Here is a 20568-nt window from a genome sequence, read left to right as displayed (position 1 = left end):
AGCTATGTACCATTTCCAAGGCGTGACACTGCGACGCGCGACCCCTGAAGAAGCAAAGAATCTATATCAGTTAATTACTGAAGATGAACGATGGGCTAAATTTAATGGTCCTTACTTTCCATATCAAACTCCGACACTGGAAGGCTTTCGTAACAACACCTTACAACGCCTAATAAAAGGCGAAGACATGTTATTGATTGAGTTCGAGGGTAAACCTGTTGGCTCTGTCAGTTGGTATTGGGAATGCGAGAGCACGCGTTGGTTAGAAGCTGGGATCGTCATTTACGATTCTAACTACTGGAACAAAGGGTTAGGTTTTAGCGCATTGGTGCCTTGGATAAGCCATATCTTTGACACACAAGAAATAGAGCGAGTCGGATTAACCACATGGTCAGGTAACCCGAGGATGATGCGCTGTGCGGAGAAACTCGGCATGCAGCAAGAAGCACGAATTCGTAAAGTGCGTTATTACCAAGGCGAATACTACGACTCGGTCAAATATGGCGTATTGAAAGAAGAGTGGCAAACACTGATCCAAGGCTTGTTCAGCCCAGATCAATTCGCATAGACCACTTACACAATACCGGAGTAAAAAGAGCAAACGCCCTACAAAGTGAGATAGCCCGCCACAAGACGAAAAGCTAATGACTCGTCAGAACACATTATAAAACAAGTGTTTTTCATGAGTTCTTTGCTAAACATAGTCGCTATTTGCTATGGTTTCAGAGATCCATCCACCCTCGACGCAAAAGGACGTTCTATGCGCTTAATCATCGGCATATTCTTCGCTGCTCTACTCTCTTTCCCATCTCTAGCATCAGAAGAAAAGTATTCAGAATCCGACCTTTTAGATCGCCCTTTGATGGAACGTTATATCCTCGACGAATTAAAGTCTCTACGTCAGGAACAACAGGATTTAGAACGACGGATGGTCGTCGAGATCACCGACCGCGAGCTTACCGTAGCCGATAAATCATTGAACTACGCTAACGTCACCGTCACCTACTTCTTCTATATCATCGCAGGTGTTGCATCGCTAATTGCCTTTGTCGGTTGGCAGTCACTGCGTGAATTTAAACACAACACCAAAGAAATGGCAGACAAGCGACTAGAAAAAATCGCTCAGGAATACGAGAAAAAGTTCCTAGCATTAGAACGCGACTTAAAACGCAAAACTCGCATCATCAGCGAGAACAACAAAGAAATCGAGAAAATCAACGAAATCCATAACTTATGGCTTCGTGCACAAAGCTCACAAACTCCAGAGCAACGTATCGATATCTACGATGAGATTCTGCTGATTCGCCCAGGCGATTTGGAAGCACTCACTTACAAAGCAGATGCCGCAATGGAGATCAAAGAATACCACTGGGCACTGAGCTTATGTAATCGCGTTTTGGAAGTAGATGACACTAACGGACCGGCGCTTTATCAACGTGCATGTGCGTACTCTCGACTCGGCATTGAAGAACAAGCGATTGAAGATTTGGAGCGTGCAATAGATGCCAGTCCATCAATTCGCGACTTGTTAGCTGAAGAGCAAGATCTGGAACTGCTTCATGGGCATGAACGCTTCGAGCAACTTCTCACAAGTAACACTACAGAGTCTAAGCATGAGTAGCCACTTTAATCTCGAAGACGCCAGCCAAGTTCTCGTTGGTGCTTTTGCTTTAGCCGTGCCAATTTCATTTTCGGAAGAGGCATGGCGACTAGGAGAAAGCCTGCCTTTTATTAACTTACTGATGTTGTTTAGCCTTTCAGTACTCTTTTTAGGTTTTTTCGCCTATCAAAGTGTATTTCAAAGCAACATCAATACTCGTATTACGGTATTTATTTTTCGTGTCGTGATTGCTTATTTTATTGCCGCTGTAGTTGTTGCTCTGGTTCTATTTTGCATCAACAAATTGCCAATGTTTACCGACCCAATTATCGCTCTTAAACGCGTAATAGTCATAACCATGCCAGCTTCAATGGGCGCTATCGTCGTCGATAGTTTTGATAAAGAATAGAACCACATTCTCGTCACTAGGGGCTAGTTGCCCCTAATCATCCAACGTTAAGTTCGACCCCGAATGATCTTTCCCTAATACGTCTTCTGGGTTTCTTAACGCACACGTTTCAAGCGACAAACAGCCACATCCAATGCACCCGCCTAAGTCATTTTGCAATGCTTTTAGCTTTTGAATTTTTAGATCCAATTGTGCATGCCAATGACTTGCCATGGTTTCCCACTGTTGCTTGTTTGGCGCTTGATGCTTGGGCAACTCTTCTAATGCCTGTTTGATTTCTTCGAGGGATAGTCCAACTTGTTGAGCAGCTTTAATTACCGCAATACGACGAAGTACACTGCGGTGATACCGCCTTTGATTGCCTTGGTTTCGCCAGCTTGATATGAGTCCTTTCTGCTCATAAAAGTGCAGTGCTGAAACCTTTACTCCAGAACGCTTTGCTACCTCACCAACACTGATTTCCATGCTTTGCCTCTTGCTCTTACAAATGCCAACCTCAAGCTTAATTGAGGTTTTAAGTTACATTACGCTAACAAATTAAGCCATTAAAGACGATGAAAAATAAAATCCTGTACTCATTGGCTATGCAGTATTTAGAGGGCATTCTTCACGACTATTTACGATAAGAACATTCTAGCAACAGATGCCAAAACGGTTACGGTAGGGATGATGCGACGCTTGGGTTAGAAAATGAATGGCAAAAACAGGTTGATTGCCATTCATTAGCTTTAGTGGGATCTTTCTCTGTGTGAGCGCGGATTACTGTTGAGCAAGGATCATACGTGCGTTAAGCGGCTGAATTGGACGGTTGTTGTGTCCCATTGCTTTAGCAAATTCTTTCACCTGCTCAGGTGAGATCGTTTTAGTGTCTTTGATCACCAACCAACGAACTCCTTCAGAGCAAGGCGGAGTCGTTAGAGAACCATTAAAACGGTAGTAGTCTTTATCACTTGGGATAAGCGCGTCCGCATCAAACGGGACTTCAATAGCAACATCATGATCTTTATTAGGGATGTTTTGCAGTAACTTAGCTAGATCTGGGTTCTCATTACCCAGTTTGAAGAACACTGCGACAACGGCTAGGTGACCCGCCTTATCAGCATGCACAAAGTGCGCTTCTAGAGGGTATTCCTTTCCATCTACATGGTTTTCTGATGGCGTGTGGAAGTGAAATTGTTTTAATACGAACTCTTTGCCATCAATCGTCAGTGTATTTTTCCCTTCTAAACTCGTCTGTAAGGTATGACCGTTGTTTAGCAATGAAATAGCTTTACCTTGATAATCAAATTGAAGCTTATCTAGTTTGGCTTCAGTAGACGATTGAATATTAATTGGGCTTTGGTTTTGTCCTTTAGCGCATTCGGAAGCAAACTCCCCCCAATGAGCAGGTCCATGCTCCCCCTCATAGCCCCAATTCGCCGCATTCGCGGAGCTCGCAAATACCAAAGCAAGACCAAGTGCTGTTAGTGACTTTTTCATGTTTTCTCCTTGTTTTCTTCCATTCGAGTGTTGTGAAAGCACACTCATACTAATCGTTGTGGAAACATACATAACAGACTGAAAACAATGATTGCGAGCTAACTTTGGAACCCATCACTCTAGTCGCGAAATTGAGATATTACTTAGGATTCAAAAGTGAGAAAACATCTCACAAACGAAAAGACCGAGCACGATGCTCGGTCTTTATTTTTGAATCACTTATCGAGCGTATCAAAGATGCTCAGATATTAGTATTGCTATAAAATAGAGAACACTAATTTAGAAGAGAGCGAATCCCGTCATAGTACCATTCCTGTACTACCTAGTCGTGCTCAGCTCTGGATCTTCTGTTTGTAAGTTCTCGGCTAACCCCATTTCTCCTGCTGCAAAGAGTACGCTCCCTAATGCGGATAGGGTTTCATTGCCCTCGCGGTCTGGAAACTCACCCGCTTTAGCAACCGTTTCTGGCTCGATAGTGTTTTTACACACAACACTCAAACAGCCCTCATCTTCTAGTTCTACATTGGGAACACCCAACACATCATCAGCCAACACACTCACTGGGAAAGTGCTAGATAGGAGTGCTGCCAACATCAAATGTTTCATTCCATACACCATACATTCACATCAAAGATAAAAACTAAGACAATCATAATGTGAGAATGTTCAAAGGGAAAGCGGCAAAACAAAGGCAGTCCTGCACATGGATCTTACTTGCAACCAGAAACCACTACGTTTAACTTTCTCGCCAAGTGAATGCATCGTTCACCATCAAAAGCGTATGATGCATTCGCAATTTAGACTGGGCATACATTTCCTCTACTTCAGCTAAAGTGAAAAACTGTGCTTTACCTATCTCATGGCTAAATATTGGTGAGATTTTTTGGTCTTCAACCTCTGTCACCCACACGTGACGAAGCACCAAATCACCATCATCAAAACACCCTACATAAGTGTTCAGGTAATTATCTAAACTAACTTGTAAGCCCGTTTCTTCGAAAACTTCTCGAACTGCAGCTTGTTGAGGAAGTTCCTTCACTTCGACACTGCCAGAAGGAATGTGCCATAACCCCTTTTTTGTTCCGTGAAGTTCTTGAACTAATAAAACTTTTCTGTGTTGATTGAAAATGACCGCGCCTGCGGCTTTGGCTGCAATCTCAACATGATGCTGAATTCCATATTGCATTGGTACCATTCCTTTTTTCTATTACGTCAGATGAGGTGACATTAGTGAATGCCAATCTTTTTTCACTCAATGGGGCGTTCGAATATGCTCTTCTATTTCACTGTATATTTGTAAGCAAACAACGCGCCGCTAACAATTCCAAGAAAAAGACAGGCGAGGAAAGTAACAAAATTACGAGCAGATTCATCTTCTGATTGGTATAGCGGTCCAAATAGAGAACCAAATAAGTGGAAGAGGACAACAACGACGATAGCGCCAAACACGCCTCCAATAACCACCCTGAGCCAGTGGTATCTATTCCGCTTCTGCATGCTAAAGACCTTAAAGAGGCTTTCCTCTGTTTTCCCAAAACAAACTTTAGAGAGACGAAACTATCACGGGAAGCTTTGGTGATAAGTAGTAGATTGATCCTTTGCGATTCATGACATTATCGTACTGAGATAACTGCAACTATTCTCAGTGTTAGCCTTATTTGAAACCACGGTAAGCTCCTTATTCACATAATACCGCTCACCATGCAAACCAAGCGCCCCCTGACGTGTCAAATCATTCATCGAATGTTCCCTGCCTTTTGCATCTAAATACTTGCCAGGAATGCGTTGTCGAACCTTTTGCTAAATAAAAAGGAAGATATCATCAACACAATTATGGGGAACGGGGTCTGAACAAAGATTAAAGCTAAGTGACACAATTTATGGCAACTGACTATTCTTCCGTTTCCCTTTTAGCTTTTAAAGCAGAGAAAAAACCAATAAAAAATAGAGCATTGGTTACCACTAGTACAAAACCAGAAACGGCTGGTAGGTTGGTGCCCAAAATTAGTGACAGAATATAGTACTGTGCGCAGGCAGCCATGACACAGAGGGAAAGAGGTCTTAACCACATAGAATAATTTGTAAACTGATTAAAAGAACTCAAGCAAATTGAGAAAAAGACATGAGAAAAATGGATCGTAGCCAGAGAGAAGAATACAACTAGCGTAACTATTAACATTTTCAATCACCCATTTTTGCTATTCTCAGCAATACCTGTATATGCTTCTTAAACATAAATTTGACTTAGATTTAGAATGAACGTTGATACCCCTTCATTGAAAAAACCGCAAATCTACTCAATATTTTTCCGTCTGATTTCACGATAGTTTGTAACTTACTGAATAGTAGTTTTACCACCAAAACGTCTGCGGGCATCGATAGATACATGAATGACGAGCTCCAGACGTATTGCAAACGGTGTTTTAGGGAGATAACTGTATCTCTTTAAAGCTCAGCCCCGTCAAACCCAACTCGTGAACTCGCTCGTACAAACCACCTTTCTTATCTGTACAGAACATTCGCAACCCTGCCCCTTGAACTCGAAACAAACCAGCGCCATGAACAGCTTTCTTCTTCAAAACAAGTTTCTTAAAGGGTCTAACCCGGCTCTGCTTTCCATCGCGAAGATTGAACTTAGTTGCAGAATGGTCGATAGCATCTAATTGAGTCAAGATGTTAACAGCTCGCCAAGACTGCTTATTCAAGCACAATGGGAGAAACTCAACATCTTCACATAGTACCCCCAGTTGATCCGCGATCGAGATAGGCATGGCTAATGATATCGCTCTCCAAGCAGCAATATCCGGCTTTGGTAATGCCTTTTCGTTTTCAACTTCTAACCATTCGACATCGACACACTTCCAACTAGCTTTGACAGGCTCGCCGTACAATTGAATCGGTTTTCTTTCAGTCTCCTGAATAGAAAGTGCCAATGAAGACTCTTGTAACAGTGCGAACTCGTTGACATTTGGAGTTACAACAAACACTTTGCTAAATACTGCCATAGACGTCCCTAAACAGATTGAATGAGTTATTGAAAGTTCCCTTAAATCAAGGCTTTCACGTACTTCCATATATGTAACGATTATACTTAGATACCCAAAAGGCAACTGTACCTTCTTAAAGAAACGCTTAATTTAAATATGTTGACCGACATAAAAAGATAAATATAACGCCATGTCTATCATCACGTTATAACCTATACATGAGGTAAACGAAGAATTGCCTAATCATAGTGTTCTCGCTTACGCTTCAATGAGTAACGGGTTTATAACAAAAACGCCCCAAGGTTAACTTGAGGCGTTTGTATTAATTTTATATCAAGAAGATTTTAGGTTGCTTTCTCGCGACTCTATTCCCAATCAAGAATAACCTTGCCTGACATACCGCTACGCATTACGTCGAAGCCTTCTTGGAAATCGTCAATCTTGTAGTGGTGCGTAATGATTGGTGATAGATCCAAACCAGATTGGATTAATGAAGCCATCTTGTACCATGTTTCGAACATTTCACGACCGTAGATACCTTTGATCACCAAACCTTTGAAGATAACTTGGTTCCAGTCGATACCCATGTCTGATGGTGGAATACCTAGAAGTGCAATGCGACCACCGTGGTTCATCGTCGTTAGCATGGAGTTAAATGCTGATGGGTTACCAGACATTTCTAGACCTACGTCGAAGCCTTCTGTCATGCCTAGCTCAGACATTACGTCTTCTAGTTTCTCTTCTGCCACGTTTACTGCGCGAGTTACGCCCATCTTACGAGCAAGCTCTAGGCGGTATTCGTTTACGTCTGTGATAACAACATGGCGAGCACCAACGTGTTTCGCTACCGCAGCTGCCATGATGCCGATTGGACCAGCACCTGTGATCAGCACGTCTTCACCAACGAGGTCAAAAGAAAGCGCAGTGTGTACAGCGTTACCAAACGGGTCAAAGATTGATGCTAGATCATCAGAGATGCCTTCTGGGATTTTGAACGCGTTAAACGCTGGGATCACTAAATATTCTGCGAATGCGCCTTCACGGTTTACACCAACACCGATCGTGTTGCGACACAGGTGAGTACGACCACCGCGACAGTTACGACAATGACCACACGTGATATGACCTTCACCAGAAACGCGGTCGCCGATTTCAAAGCCACGAACTTCCTGACCAATCGCAACCACTTCACCCACGTATTCGTGACCTACAACCATAGGAACTGGAATTGTCTTTTGCGACCATTCGTCCCAGTTGTAAATGTGTACGTCAGTGCCACAGATAGCGGTTTTCTTAATTTTGATCAGAATGTCGTTGTGACCAACTTCCGGTTTTTCAACCTCAGTCATCCAGATGCCTTCTTCAGGCTTTAGCTTTGATAGTGCTTTGATTTTCATAATATTCACCCAATATTGCCCCGCTCTATGCGTGACAAAAAATTCTTTCGTCTACCGTCATTAAAGAAAAGGTAAAGGCTTTACCCATGAGCCGACTCAAGAGAGTTGGGAAAGCCTTTGTAGCCTTTTAGCTTCTCAGACTTAGATGATGCCCATATCTTTACCAACTTGGATAAACGCATCGATTGCTCGGTCTAGCTGCTCACGAGAGTGTGCTGCAGACATTTGAGTACGGATACGCGCTTGACCTTTTGGTACTACAGGGAATGAGAAGCCAATTACATAGATGCCTTTCTCTAGTGCGCGCTCAGCAAATTCTGCTGCTACTTTTGCGTCACCTAACATGATTGGAATGATCGCGTGGTCAGCACCGCCCATAGTGAAGCCTGCGTCTTCCATACGAGCACGGAAGTGTGCTGCGTTTTCCCATAGACGCTCACGTAGGTCACCGCTCTCTTCTAGTAGATCCAGAACGCGGATAGAAGCGTTTACGATTGCTGGTGCAACGGAGTTAGAGAATAGGTATGGGCGAGAGCGCTGACGTAACCAGTCAATCACTTCAGCTTTACCAGATGTGTAACCGCCTGAAGCGCCGCCCATTGCTTTACCTAGCGTACCAGTGATGATATCGATACGGTCCACTACGTTATGGTGTTCGTGCGTACCTGCACCTGTTTTACCCATAAAGCCAACAGCGTGAGAATCATCAACCATAGTTAATGCGCCGTACTTATCTGCTAGGTCACAGATAGCTGGAAGGTTAGCCACTACGCCGTCCATTGAGAACACACCGTCCGTTACGATAAGAATGTGGCGAGCACCCGCTTCTTTTGCAGCGATCAATTGTTGCTCTAGTTCTTCCATGTTGTTGTTTGAGTAGCGGAAACGCATCGCTTTACATAGACGAACACCATCAATGATTGACGCGTGGTTTAGAGCGTCAGAGATGATCGCATCTTCTTTACCCAGGATAGTTTCAAATAGACCCGCGTTTGCATCGAAACATGATGTGTAAAGAATCGTATCTTCTTTACCTAGGAACTTAGAAAGCTTCTGCTCAAGCTCTTTGTGGATGTCTTGAGTACCACAGATGAAACGTACTGAAGCCATACCAAAACCGTGCTCGTCCATGCCTGCTTTGCCCGCTTCGATAAGCGCTGGGTGGTTAGCAAGACCAAGGTAGTTGTTTGCACAGAAGTTTAGTACTTCTTCACCAGTAGAGATTTTAACAGCCGCTTGCTGTTGAGACGTAATGATACGCTCTGCTTTGTAAAGACCTTCCGCCTTCACTTCTTCAATTTGCTGTTCAATCTGTTGGTAAAATGCAGAAGACATTCGCAATTCCTTCCTGTTTATTTTGTCGAGTTTTCACTCGATTAGAATTAGGTTGAGCCTTTATGTGACGGGGGTCACAGGCAATTACTTCTCAATTAAGTGTAGTGTAATTCAAGGAAGGAAAAACGATTATCCCTCAAGGTGGAAAAGCATTAATGAATTCTAGGCACGAATCCAACTAATGCTTTTCTATGAGGTTGTATTGAAAGGAGTTATAGCCAAGTTGGCGTTGTTAAAAGCGCTTCAAACTCCTTCGCTGGCAATGGTCGGCTATAGTGGAAACCTTGTCCGAACTCACAGTTTAGGTTTTTCAAGTAATCAACGTGACGCTGCTCTTCAATGCCTTCTGCGACGATCTTAAGGTTAAGCGCTTTCGCCATTGCAATAATAACGTTCACAAGCTCACGATCCGATTCATTCTCAAACATGTTCTGTAAGAAACTGCGATCAATTTTGAGTCGGTCAAATGGGAACTTCTGCAAGTAACTCAATGCTGAGTAACCGGTACCAAAGTCATCAATCGTTAGCTTCGCCCCCATCGCACGTAAGTTATCTAACATGCCCATCAGTTCATTGCTGTGGTTGAATAAAAGACTTTCAGTAACTTCAACATCAAACAATTCTGGCGGCAGCCCCGACTCCTCAAGGTGAAGCTTGATTTGCTCAAAGAGGCGATCACAGTATCTGAACTGCACACTAGAAAAATTTACTGATACAAACAAGGGTGAATCTTTCTGCCACTTCGCTGCTTGGTGACATGCTTGACGAATAGCGAAATCACCAAGTTGATGAATCAAGCCGTTCTTTTCTGCAATCGAAATAAACTCTTCTGGGTTCACAAACCCAAACTTGTCGTCATTCCAACGCATTAGAGCTTCAGCGCCGACAATCGCTCCGCTTTCTAAATCAATAATAGGTTGGTAGTAAAGCTCTAATAAGTCTTGCGAAATGGCGTTACGCAAGCGAGTTTCCAACTCTAAGAAGCGCTGCAAATCTTGGTTCATGTTGTGATCGTAAAAACAGAAAGCGTTACGTCCATCCTGCTTAACTCGATACATAGCCATATCCGCGCACGCCAACAACTGCTCGGCGTTATCACCATCTTCTGGGAAGACTGACATTCCGACACTCGCCGAGAGGAAAAACTCGTGGTTTTGCCAGACAAACGGCTCGTTAAACACAGATAGAACCGTTGTCGCAAATCGTTTTGCGCTGTCCGCATTGTGCAAGTCTGGAATCACTAACAAAAACTCATCACCGCCAATCCGAGCCAATAAGTCTGTTTTTCGAACTGCGTTGTGCAATCTTTCCGCTGCGAGTTTTAAGACTTCATCACCAACGAAATGTCCCATGGAATCATTAATCTGCTTGAAGTGATCAAGGTCAATGAACATCACCAACACATTCGAACCGATGCGTTCTGCACGTGAAAGCTCTAAGTCGAGACGCTCGGAGCCATAAACTCGGTTTGGTAATCCGGTCAAGGAGTCATGTTTCGCTTGATAAGCTAACTCCATCTCTGACGATTTACGGCGCTCGATTTCACTGGTCAGGCGCTGGTTCTGTTGAGAAAGAAAGTCTTTACGCTTTTTCTCCTCTTCCAATTTTATTTTCAGCTCTACACGAGTGTTGTTTAGCGTGAATGCATAAAGCAACCCAACCACAATCATGATGGCAAGTACACTTAAACCATTAATGAACATGCGTGAAGTATAAATATCTCGCTCACTGAGTGATTCAAACCACGCCATCAACTTAAAGTGATGATGTTCAATGGGTACTTCAAAATAGATTTTTTGCTTTAGCTCTTTGGCAAGGGCTTCTGGATCCGTGATGTTTTCTTGTTCCAGCTTACGACTAATAGAATCCCAAACTTCCATTTCCACATCGTTGATCTTTAACACCATCCGGCTATAGCTGCCTTCATGTTCTTGATTCGTCAGTTGGGAAATCACCACTTCTTTGTTGATGTCAGCAATCAAAAAGCCAACAGGCTTGCCAGAAAACATCACTTGCTTAACGACTTGAATGAGGACCTTACCATCATTTTGTATCGCTCTGACTTCCTCAGGATGAGCGTGGTCATTAAGCAATCGAGACGTATCAATACGATGATCTGTTTTAACGCCCGTAGTGACGATGGTTGAACCATCAAGACCAACTAACGTCAGCTTGGTGTAGATGATCTGGTTGTTGACAGTTTTCGCGTCGGCTTTCTCTTGCAGCTTACGCTTCAAGTTGATCAAACTAGCACCTAGGCCATATTCCATCGACATGCCTGAAGCAAGATTCGCAAAGAAGGTCTGCACCGTTTTATCAGTTGATAAGTGGTCGACATCTTCGCTGGCTATCGTGAATAAATTATCGAGAGTACCCGCGTAGCTTTTTACCTTTAGGTCAAGTTCACGATGCTGAGAATCTTTTAATTTGTTTTGACCTAAACTCGTCACAGTAATAATCATCGCTAAATAGAGCGACACCAAAATAGCACTGACGGTGATGATCTTCTGGCTTGATATCTTTTTTACAGACTTTCTCATATATCGTTCTTACTATCTTCTAAGAAGTAGTCATTATAAAAATAGTAAATTGACGGGTAGTATTTCTCGACCAACTTCTGGTACGTCCCATCTTTTTTAATTGACTTCAAATATTGATTAAATGCGGCTTTTAATTCAGGGGAGTCCTTACGGAAAGCAACCGCCATTTTTTGATTTTCGGACACAGGACCAATTACTTTGATTTCTCCTGGCCACTTTTCCAATGCAATCAGTGTATCTGCTACATCAAGCAGTGTACTTTCTGCATCATTCTTCATTATCGCTGGCACCATCTCATTCAATCGACGCTGCCCATCAGGCAAAATAACTTTTGCTCCCGTGTCATACAGATTGTAAAGGTTCGGGTCTAGACACGAGTGCTCCATCGCGAGAACTTCACGACCTTTGATAAGCGATTTCACCATCGAGATATCGTTCTCAATGGAACCTGTCGGTTTGATTGGAGTAAGGGTGGAATCTGTGCGTGCGACTAACCAAACCGCAGATGGGAAGTAATCATCAGAAAAATCGACGACATGAGTTCGCCACTCAAGAATAGTGACTCCGTTAGCAATCAGATCGCCTTCAATAGGCATCGTTTTGCCAACCTGAAGCTGGGCGTCTTTGTACTCAACTTGTTGACCTGTCAGTTTGCCTACCACATTGTTCCATTGCGCTGGTACGTATTCATATCGGACGCCAAGAGACTGAGCAAACCCTTTAATAATATCCACATCCAGCCCTGTCAAAGTCTGCACTTCACCTTGGTCGATGTAAGAAACAAAGTTCGCGTATGGCACACCGATATGACGCAAAACGCCGCTGTCTTTGATGTCTTGTAAATCACCAGCAAACACTGAAGCAGAGAGTAGTGACGTCATACCAACAGCCATTGCCGTCATGGTTCGTTTGATTAATTTCACTGACATGGTGAATATCCCTCTCTTTAACAAAGCGCCCAAACATGGGCGCTTTGACGATAAACAACATTAGAACGAGTAATAAAGATCCGCAATGGCTTCAACCAGACCTTCTACATCTCTCTCATCATGGAATAAATGAGTCGAAATGCGCAACGCATGTGTTTCGTACGAATCATCCTTGTACAACTTGAAGCTTGTTGTACGGATGATGTAACCATAATCTTCACGAAGACGATCACGGAACTGCGTTAGTCGTTCTTCATCTGTTACATCAAAAAACGGGTTAAACGTAGTCAGACCGCTAGTTAAGCCCTCAACGTTTGGCGAGTACATTTGCGCCTCAGGTAACGCTTCGCTAAGCAGCACCTTACATAACTCACTTAACTCCAAGATGCGTTCTTGAATTCGATCGCGACCAATTTCATCCCACATCTTACAGCTGTCAGCAAGTGCTTGTTTTGCTGGGTAGTTGTCATTACCAATGTACTGCATTTGTAACTGCTTACCTAGGTAATCTGCATGAGATAAAGAAGAGTTAATCAACCACAATGGGTTTTCACGATCGCTCCAGTACTCATTTAAGCGTTTACCGTTGTCACGTACATATAAGATACCCGTAGCGCCCGGACCACACTGCCATTTATGACCAGAACCTGCATAGAAATCACAGTCCATGTCATGGAAGTCAAGATCGAACATACCCACAGTGTGCGCACCGTCAACTAAGGTCGGGATTCGATGTTGCTTAGCCAAAGAACAAATGGCTTTCGCTGGAAGTGTTGTGCCAGTTTTGTAGGTGATATGAGAGAATACGATTAACCGAACATTTTGATGTGCTTGAATCGCATCGCTGAACGCTTGAATATAGTCTTCTTCTGTCACATCTTCTGTACCAGTGAAGACAGGAAGTTGAATCTCTACGACATCCACACCAAATCGATGCTTGGCAACGTTCATAGGGGACGTCGCCGCAACGTGTTCGTGATGAGTGGTTAAGATCACATCGCCCGGCTCGAAGTGAAGACCGTTGATGATAGAGCATAGACCATCAGTAGTGTTACGACTCAAGATGATTTCATCCGCATTTGCACCAAAGCCCGGTGCAACTTGCGTCACCATTTCAGACACATAAGGCCATGAACCAAATTTATTCTTCATGTCCCACGGGTATTTCGCAACCAGTTTGTTGTTATCCTCATACCCTTCAAGAACATGTCTTGGCATTGAGCCCGTAGTACCGATGTTCATATAAGTCGTTCGCTTATCCAAAACGAACTGCTTTCGAACTTTACGCCAGAGGCGTCTTTCATTTCTTTTACCTAGTCTGCTCCAATCGATATTCTGTTCCTTTGCTTGAACAGCACCAGAAAACGCCGAAGCACTGACGCCAGCCACAACTGCACCAGTTGCACCTTTTAAAAACTTGCGGCGGCTGCGATTAGTCTTAATAGATTCCTTGTCGCTCATCTTTTCGATCCTTGTCGGAAGTTTAGCCATATTATTAATTATGAATCCGTAACTAACTGTTACTTAAACATTATTACCAAATAGATTCCCTGTTTAGATTTTTCGGCAGCAATTAAGTGACTTTAGTTCCATTTTTTCATTTCATTTGATGATATAAGCAACAGTTCTTTACGATAAAAATAAACAACTAAACGCATATTACAATATTCACTAAAACACCTAACTCTAATATAAATAGAAATTAATTTTATAATGTAAAAATCATAAAAAAGCGTGAGTTGTAATATTTACGAAACAAATTAGATAGCAAGGTTAATATTAAGTTCTAGCACGTTAAATATGTAACAGAATAAATTTAATTCATCAGCGCTATCATTCGTTTGTTGAAATAACAATCATGACGAATTATTAAGCGAAAAATTCTATTTAAACAGTAGATTTGTTCGATGAACAGAAAGGGAAAGTAAGCAAGAGGAAGGTGGCGGTAGCTATACCCAAGTAATCTCGAGACATTTCATTCAGCGAGAATGGCTTGGGTATAGATAGATTAAACGGCTCGTAATGTGAACTTTTGTTGATATTGAGATGGTGTGCTGCTGGTCTCTAGATAACTGTGATGCAACATGAGTATCGACTGTACAATCTTGGTCCCAATACCTAGCGAGCCTCCCTGTGCTTCTTCTTCAATATGGTTAATAAAGGCAAAATGAATTCTTGATTTATCGTCACTCAAATGAGCATGACAATGTACTTCAGAACGCATTGGACTGTGGCGCAGCGCATTTTCAAGCAAGTTAAGCACCAACCGCTCTAAAAGACCTTTATCACCCACGGTTTGAATTTCGTTATCGACGTCTATTTTCAGCAGCACTTCTTTTCGAGCAAACTGGCTTTGCATCGTCTCGGCGCACTCTGCCATCAAGGCTCCAAGATCCACTGGTCGATACTCGTAATTCGGCATGGGCGCTTCTTTTCGAGCTACGTCCAACAAAGAGTGCAATTGCGTAGACAGCTTCTCACAGTTTCTGAAAGCGACGTCAATCAAAGGGTCGGATTCCGGATGCTGCAAACGCCACGTTTCCAAATAGCCAAGAACGCTCGATAACGGTGTTTTTAAATCATGACTAAGCTGCAATAAGCTTTGACGACGATGAGACGATTGATACTCCAACTGCAAAAACTGTTGCTGGATATGCTTCGCCATCATCTGATAGGAATTTGCTATCGGTACTAATTCCGGAACTTGGCGCGTAAAATCGGGTTGCAGGCGGAAATCATGTTCTGCTTGTTGTTGAAGCTGATTGGTCACACGCTCAATCGGGTTCAATAAACTGCGTTTCACTAACACATAAGCACCTAATGCAAAGCCTAAAATAGACACTAAAACTAACCCAGCGAGCGCGATATAAGGTGTGTCTACTTGGGCGTTGGCAATCGCATCATGTCTGGTACTGCCAATGACTACATAGAGATAACCCACGGTTGAGCCGAGTTCCTCAATCGCTGCTACGGAAAACACTTTGTGCTCGCCACGATTACGAGGATCTTCGCCTAAGATGGGGAATGGCTCGTCATTCAAGAATCGTTTAATTGGGTTAAGATCTACCTTACCCATAATCTCTGCACCTTCTGGTGCTGCATGGGTAGTGATGTTGCCTTGGCTATCAAGAAAGTAGATTTCGAAATCCGGACCAATCAACATAAGGGTATGAAAGATGGATTTGAGCGCTTTCGGGTTGTAATCCGTACCTATCATCAACGGATTATCATCACGCATGTGGCTTGCCAGCTCTTTGTGCAGACTCTGTTTAGTGCGTAATTCAATGGTCTCTTTTTGCCAATTGTACGTTAATGCAATAACGGCTGCTGCTAAACAAAACCATAGGCTCGTGAACACCACTAAGCGAGATTTGAAGCTCATCCTAGCGCCTCCTTAATCAGTCATTACTCGGGTAGTAAAGCTACTGTCGTGGTTGAAACTTGTACCCCACGCCCCATACCGTCTGGATAAAATGATGATCAGAGTCAGACAAAGACAACTTGCTACGTAGGCGATTGATGGTGCTACACACCGTATGATGATAACCGGAATGGCTGGTATTCCACACATGGTCGAGTAATTCATCTTTACTGTAGACTCTACCTGGGCGTGTCGCGAGGAATTGCAGCAAGGTAAACTCTGTCGCGGTAAGAGTGACATCCTTGTCATTTAGGGATACCTGATGCAATTCTGGAATAATTCTTAATGGACCAAAATCCATGCTATCTTCAAGTTCACTTCTTTCAACTTGTACTTCAACGGTTTGACTTACCCGTCGCAATACATTGCGTACTCGAGCTTGAAATTCTAATACGCTAAACGGCTTGGTAATGTAGTCATCCACACCCGCCTCCAAACCATCCACTTTATCCATCTCACCATCTCTGGCAGTCAGCATGAGCACAGGGCTCCAATCTTGTTGCTGACGTAAATAATGGCAGATATCTAAGCCGTCACCATCTGGCAAACCTCGGTCAAGAATGAGTAAATCAAAAGGTTGTTGTTGGTATTGCGCTTTGGCTTCGGCGACATTCGTTACCCGCAACACTTGGTGTCCTTGAAACTTGAGATGCATTTGAACCAGTTCTGCCAAATCATCATCGTCTTCTACCAGCAAAATGTTCGCGACTAAATTGATTGCCTGCTGTTCCATGGTCCTTTCCCTGCGTCTGAGAATCCTCACTTTGCACATGACCGGAACAAATCGGAATTTCTTTCAAAAAAGGTTCCGATGACGCCATGAGGGTTAAAGCGCTCGGCTACAAGCGCTTTGGAAAGGAGACGCCATCGGAGCCTGTATTACTCGACTCGGGTGATAGTGAGTTTCGCTCCAGGATTCAGGAAGCGATGGTTCGCAGAAAGCGCAGAATTGGCTAAACCATCATCTTTACTTACCACTCCCGCGTGAAACGCCACTACGTCATTTGTGTCGTTACGAGTACCATTAAAGCCTTCACCACCGCCTGCAGGTCCCGGAATGGTGGCTGCAAGTTCATCGTTCAATTCCGTGCCGGAATCCCAAACGTTCATGCTCATTTCGTAGCTTTCGCCCACCGCCAATGATTTAAGCGATAGACCCGTTTCCCCAACAAACGCATCGTTGGTGTTCACAAACATGGAAGCGACTGAAACGTAGCCCGCTTTGTGTGGGTCAACTGTAAAGGTTACGGAATCACTTGAACCAGGAAGCACTAAACCATTACCTGACAACGTTTGGTAGACATAGTCATTGGAATCCTTTAGCGCTAACAGCTCGGCATTGCTGCCCCCTTCTGCAAGATGCTCAAGCTCAACAGAAGAGCTTTTGCCAATTTCAAACAGTTTGTATTTGTCGTTGTGAGCCAAAATCGCAAGTGGCGACATTGGTTGATTCGCGGTCAAGTTTGCAACGTTAATCGTGTAACGGTATGACTTCACCACATCATTATCATCATCGCTTGGACAACCGGCGAGTAAGCCGACTGAAGCTGCTACGAGTAAGATTCTGTATTTCATACATCCCCCTTACTTCACAACAATTGTGATGGTTGCAACTGGGTTCAGCCAACGATGGCTGCTGCTGTCTAGGTCACTGATGCCGCCAGTTGGATCGCTATCACCAAGGTTACCCGGATGCACGTGAACTTTGTCATTAGTCACTGCCGCTTCAACACCGGTGCCGCCTGTACCAAAGGTAATGAAAGGTGGATTTGGCATGCTACCTTTAAGTTCATCATTGGCTTCTGTGCCTGCATCATAACTTCTTAGCGTTGCTCGGTATGTGCCGGCTTCCGTTGGGATTTTCCAGCTATCTAGCCCCACGAAACCATCATTGGTTGGCAGAAGCATCGCACTAAGAGACAAGTATCCATGATCACCACTGTTCATGGTAAAGGTGGTTGCGACACCCGGATTCAAAATACCACCAGCCGGGTTCTCAACCACAACACCACCAGCATTACCAATGACACTAGCAAGACCCGAGATGTCACCACCTTCCGCCATTGCTTCTAATTCTGGGGTAGCGGCTTCACCGGTTCTGAACATCTTAAGATCAGAGCCATGCGCTGCGACAATCAGTGGCGTAAAGTAAATGCCTTTTGTCGCGTTAGTCACGGTGATTTCCAGTTCTGCTGCATTCACTGATGCAGAGCCTAGTGCCATAGCGACTGAAGTCATGACGAGTCCGAGTTGGGTACGTTTTTTCATTGTGATTCCATCCTTTAATGAGGGTTGAACTACTCAAGTCCATGTTTACGGCTTTACTTCTTTGTTTGTAACTTGAGTAGGTTAAGCATTACGTTTCGAACGTTTTGCGTTCTTGCCTCTAAGAATGACGAACAAATCTATCAGCAACTTCATCGAATTCTCATAAAATTCTCACAAGTTCTGTTCGATTTTTTCAGCAGCGATTTTTTACTCTTATTCAGCTATTTACACTTCGTGTACTCCCCTCCTACAATGCGGTATTCCCTGTTTAAATCACGATTCTCAGCATGATTCATAACGTACTGGCTGCTTACTATGGCGAAATCTACGGCATCGCTTTTTTCAATCACTACTTGAACCATTACGCCCATGGTGAACAACAAACGCTGTGGCAAACCTTGATTGAAGTAGAAGAGCTCACCGCAGAAAAGCTCAAGCCTGTATTACTAGCAAATGGCATGGATATCGAAAGCCGACACCAAGAGATGCTTGATAAAGGCTTGGCAGACGCAACCAAGTGGATAGAGTTGCCATGGCTGGAGTTGGTGGCAACTCTTCTGAAGTGGGTAGAACCTTATGAGGTCAAGTATCGAGAGTGGCATGAAGAAGTGAAAGCTTCACAGCAGTATTCAATCGCTGAGCAAGAAGCTATCGAGTTGATTGCGGACCACGAAACGGCTATTTATCACTGTTGGCAGCACTACCATATTGGTGAATCTGGCTTGCCTGCCCTGAATACCTTCTTAGCAAAATATCGCTAAAGCGAGACGGTGACACTTGAACCGAACAAAACCGTACCAGACAATACCGTTATTCCGCTGCGCAGAACTGAACAAATATGGTTAACCCAAAACTCATTGCCCTACTCCCTGATCTTGCTTCGTTTATCTTAGTGGTAAACGAGGGCAGTTTTACCGCTGCAGCCAAACAACTTGGCGTGACGCCATCGGCTTTAAGTAAGTTGATCACACGGTTAGAACAAGCCCTCTCAGTGAAACTGTTCGAGCGAACGACTCGCAAGTTGATCATCACTCAAGCCGGGCAAAAGGTTTACGACCAAAGCATTGCCATGGTGAATGCGGCGCAGCAAGCGGTTGAATTATCGGCGGAAGATCATGCCGAGCCCACGGGTGCACTCACAGTGGCTGCACCCGAAGCGTTTCTTAACTCGGTGCTTCAACCATTTGTGTTGCCATTCCTAGATCGCTACCCAAACATTCAGCTCAAGCTACGTGCTGCTGATGGTGAGATTGATCTTTTTCGCCAAGGTATCGACGTAGCATTTAAGCTCACCGACAAACCCGACGAGAATCTGGTACTCAAAGAGATCAGCAAGACCAATCTTGTTTTGTGCGCCTCTCCAGATTACCTTACTAAACACGGTATGCCAGAGCATCCGACTGAGCTTGAGCAGCACGATTGTATTTATCTTGCTGAGAACGACAAAGACAACATCTGGTCTTTCTTTAAAGAAGAAGCTTTCCACTCTATTGCCGTGAGTGGGCGTTACGCCGTTAACCACTCTCAAATGCGCTTGAACGGGGTTAAGTCTGGCTTGGGAATTGGAATCTTCCACGACTTCGTGATTAAAGACGCGTTAGAACGAGGAGAAGTGGTAGAGGTTCTGTCTGATTGGATGATCAAAAGTAACTACCACGGCGCTATCGCGATGCAGTATGCACAAACCAAATACATGCCTGCTCGCCTGCGCGTGTTTATCGACTTCGTTAAGGAGCACTTAGTCTCCGGAGAGGCTAACCATGTTTGAAGAGACTAACCATGTTTAATGCCATTCACCACGTCGCAATCATTTGCAGCGATTACCCAACATCAAAGCACTTTTACACCCAAGTCTTGGGGCTAAAAGTCATTGCCGAAAATTATCGTGAAGCAAGAGACTCTTACAAGCTCGACCTTGCTCTGCCTGATGGAAGCCAAGTTGAGCTGTTTAGCTTTCCGGGCGCACCGAATAGACCAAGCTTTCCCGAAGCACAAGGGTTGAGACATCTCGCGTTTTTGGTTGATGATGTTGATCAAGTAAAAGCCTACCTCGAATCGAATGACGTTGAAGTCGAGCCGATTCGTATTGACGAGTTCACAGACAAAGCATTTACCTTCTTCCAAGATCCAGATGGCTTGCCGCTGGAGATTTATCAGAAATAAAAAGAGCCAGCAATTCGCTGGCTCTTTTACTATTTCACTC

At 43.9% G+C, this 20568-nt stretch carries 20 protein-coding genes; 6 read left to right on the top strand and 14 right to left on the bottom strand.

Features of this window, described 5'->3' with window-relative positions; translation table 11 throughout:
- Positions 1 to 4 precede the first annotated feature (4 nt).
- From J4N44_RS19045 to J4N44_RS19035, 3 genes are all read left to right on the top strand, one after another.
- Positions 5 to 568: a GNAT family N-acetyltransferase gene (locus tag J4N44_RS19045; protein ID WP_009697219.1), complete on the top strand. Its 564-nt coding sequence runs from the start codon at positions 5 to 7 to the stop codon at positions 566 to 568.
- A 192-nt stretch (positions 569 to 760) separates the two neighbouring features.
- A complete protein-coding gene (locus tag J4N44_RS19040; RefSeq protein WP_005448770.1) occupies positions 761 to 1621 on the top strand; it encodes a tetratricopeptide repeat protein in 861 nt (286 codons plus the stop codon).
- Complete coding sequence (locus tag J4N44_RS19035) at positions 1614 to 2009, top strand: DUF2391 family protein (RefSeq protein ID WP_050924979.1); 396 nt, start codon at positions 1614 to 1616, stop codon at positions 2007 to 2009. The genes J4N44_RS19040 and J4N44_RS19035 overlap by 8 nt, the downstream gene beginning before the upstream one ends.
- 33 nt (positions 2010 to 2042) lie before the next feature.
- On the opposite strand, the gene soxR is transcribed toward J4N44_RS19035, so the two are convergent.
- From soxR to J4N44_RS18965, 14 genes are all read right to left on the bottom strand, one after another.
- On the bottom strand, positions 2043 to 2474 hold the full coding sequence (soxR, locus tag J4N44_RS19030; protein ID WP_005448768.1) for a redox-sensitive transcriptional activator SoxR: 432 nt from the start codon (positions 2472 to 2474) through the stop codon (positions 2043 to 2045).
- Between the two features lie 294 nt (positions 2475 to 2768).
- A complete protein-coding gene (locus J4N44_RS19025; RefSeq protein WP_017819403.1) occupies positions 2769 to 3488 on the bottom strand; it encodes a carbonic anhydrase in 720 nt (239 codons plus the stop codon).
- Positions 3489 to 3806: 318 nt separating this feature from the next.
- The gene (locus J4N44_RS19020; RefSeq protein WP_239212691.1) at positions 3807 to 4094 is read right to left on the bottom strand and encodes a hypothetical protein; all 288 of its coding nucleotides are present in this window, start codon (positions 4092 to 4094) and stop codon (positions 3807 to 3809) included.
- Between the two features lie 130 nt (positions 4095 to 4224).
- The gene (locus J4N44_RS19015) at positions 4225 to 4674 is read right to left on the bottom strand and encodes an NUDIX domain-containing protein (RefSeq protein WP_005448762.1); all 450 of its coding nucleotides are present in this window, start codon (positions 4672 to 4674) and stop codon (positions 4225 to 4227) included.
- Between the two features lie 1237 nt (positions 4675 to 5911).
- A complete protein-coding gene (locus J4N44_RS19010; RefSeq protein ID WP_252045598.1) occupies positions 5912 to 6493 on the bottom strand; it encodes an imm11 family protein in 582 nt (193 codons plus the stop codon).
- A gap of 347 nt (positions 6494 to 6840) precedes the next feature.
- Positions 6841 to 7872, bottom strand: coding sequence for an L-threonine 3-dehydrogenase (gene tdh / locus J4N44_RS19005; RefSeq protein WP_005448756.1), 1032 nt, complete (start codon positions 7870 to 7872; stop codon positions 6841 to 6843).
- 141 nt (positions 7873 to 8013) lie between these two features.
- A complete protein-coding gene (locus J4N44_RS19000) occupies positions 8014 to 9207 on the bottom strand; it encodes a glycine C-acetyltransferase (RefSeq protein WP_005448754.1) in 1194 nt (397 codons plus the stop codon).
- Positions 9208 to 9419: 212 nt separating this feature from the next.
- Positions 9420 to 11747: a putative bifunctional diguanylate cyclase/phosphodiesterase gene (locus tag J4N44_RS18995; protein WP_009697225.1), complete on the bottom strand. Its 2328-nt coding sequence runs from the start codon at positions 11745 to 11747 to the stop codon at positions 9420 to 9422.
- Positions 11744 to 12676: a transporter substrate-binding domain-containing protein gene (locus J4N44_RS18990; protein WP_252045597.1), complete on the bottom strand. Its 933-nt coding sequence runs from the start codon at positions 12674 to 12676 to the stop codon at positions 11744 to 11746. Before J4N44_RS18990 ends, J4N44_RS18995 begins: the two co-directional genes overlap by 4 nt.
- Before the next feature lie 60 nt (positions 12677 to 12736).
- Positions 12737 to 14137: an aminotransferase class V-fold PLP-dependent enzyme gene (locus J4N44_RS18985; RefSeq protein WP_252045596.1), complete on the bottom strand. Its 1401-nt coding sequence runs from the start codon at positions 14135 to 14137 to the stop codon at positions 12737 to 12739.
- Positions 14138 to 14684: 547 nt separating this feature from the next.
- Positions 14685 to 16058 (bottom strand): sensor histidine kinase, encoded by a 1374-nt coding sequence (locus J4N44_RS18980; RefSeq protein WP_005448741.1) that lies wholly within the window; start codon positions 16056 to 16058, stop codon positions 14685 to 14687.
- Positions 16059 to 16098: 40 nt separating this feature from the next.
- Positions 16099 to 16830, bottom strand: coding sequence for a response regulator transcription factor (locus tag J4N44_RS18975; protein WP_005448739.1), 732 nt, complete (start codon positions 16828 to 16830; stop codon positions 16099 to 16101).
- A 146-nt stretch (positions 16831 to 16976) separates the two neighbouring features.
- A complete protein-coding gene (locus J4N44_RS18970) occupies positions 16977 to 17672 on the bottom strand; it encodes a spondin domain-containing protein (RefSeq protein ID WP_252045595.1) in 696 nt (231 codons plus the stop codon).
- Positions 17673 to 17681: 9 nt separating this feature from the next.
- A complete protein-coding gene (locus J4N44_RS18965) occupies positions 17682 to 18365 on the bottom strand; it encodes a spondin domain-containing protein (RefSeq protein WP_005448735.1) in 684 nt (227 codons plus the stop codon).
- Positions 18366 to 18652: 287 nt separating this feature from the next.
- Between J4N44_RS18965 and J4N44_RS18960 the strand changes: the two genes are divergently transcribed.
- The 3 genes from J4N44_RS18960 to gloA2 all read left to right on the top strand — a co-directional run bounded on the left by J4N44_RS18960 (position 18653) and on the right by gloA2 (position 20528).
- Positions 18653 to 19126: a hypothetical protein gene (locus J4N44_RS18960; protein ID WP_199479421.1), complete on the top strand. Its 474-nt coding sequence runs from the start codon at positions 18653 to 18655 to the stop codon at positions 19124 to 19126.
- Positions 19127 to 19203: 77 nt separating this feature from the next.
- Positions 19204 to 20133, top strand: a complete 930-nt coding sequence (locus J4N44_RS18955) for a LysR family transcriptional regulator (protein WP_009700733.1) — start codon at positions 19204 to 19206, stop codon at positions 20131 to 20133.
- Positions 20134 to 20144: 11 nt separating this feature from the next.
- Positions 20145 to 20528, top strand: coding sequence for an SMU1112c/YaeR family gloxylase I-like metalloprotein (gene gloA2, locus J4N44_RS18950; RefSeq protein ID WP_252045594.1), 384 nt, complete (start codon positions 20145 to 20147; stop codon positions 20526 to 20528).
- Positions 20529 to 20568 lie beyond the last annotated feature (40 nt).

Source organism: Vibrio sp. SCSIO 43155, assembly GCF_023716605.1.
Taxonomy (GTDB): Bacteria; Pseudomonadota; Gammaproteobacteria; order Enterobacterales; family Vibrionaceae; genus Vibrio; species Vibrio harveyi.
The sequence above is the reverse complement of the archived record's forward strand: the minus strand, read 5'-3'. Positions and strand labels throughout refer to the sequence as shown.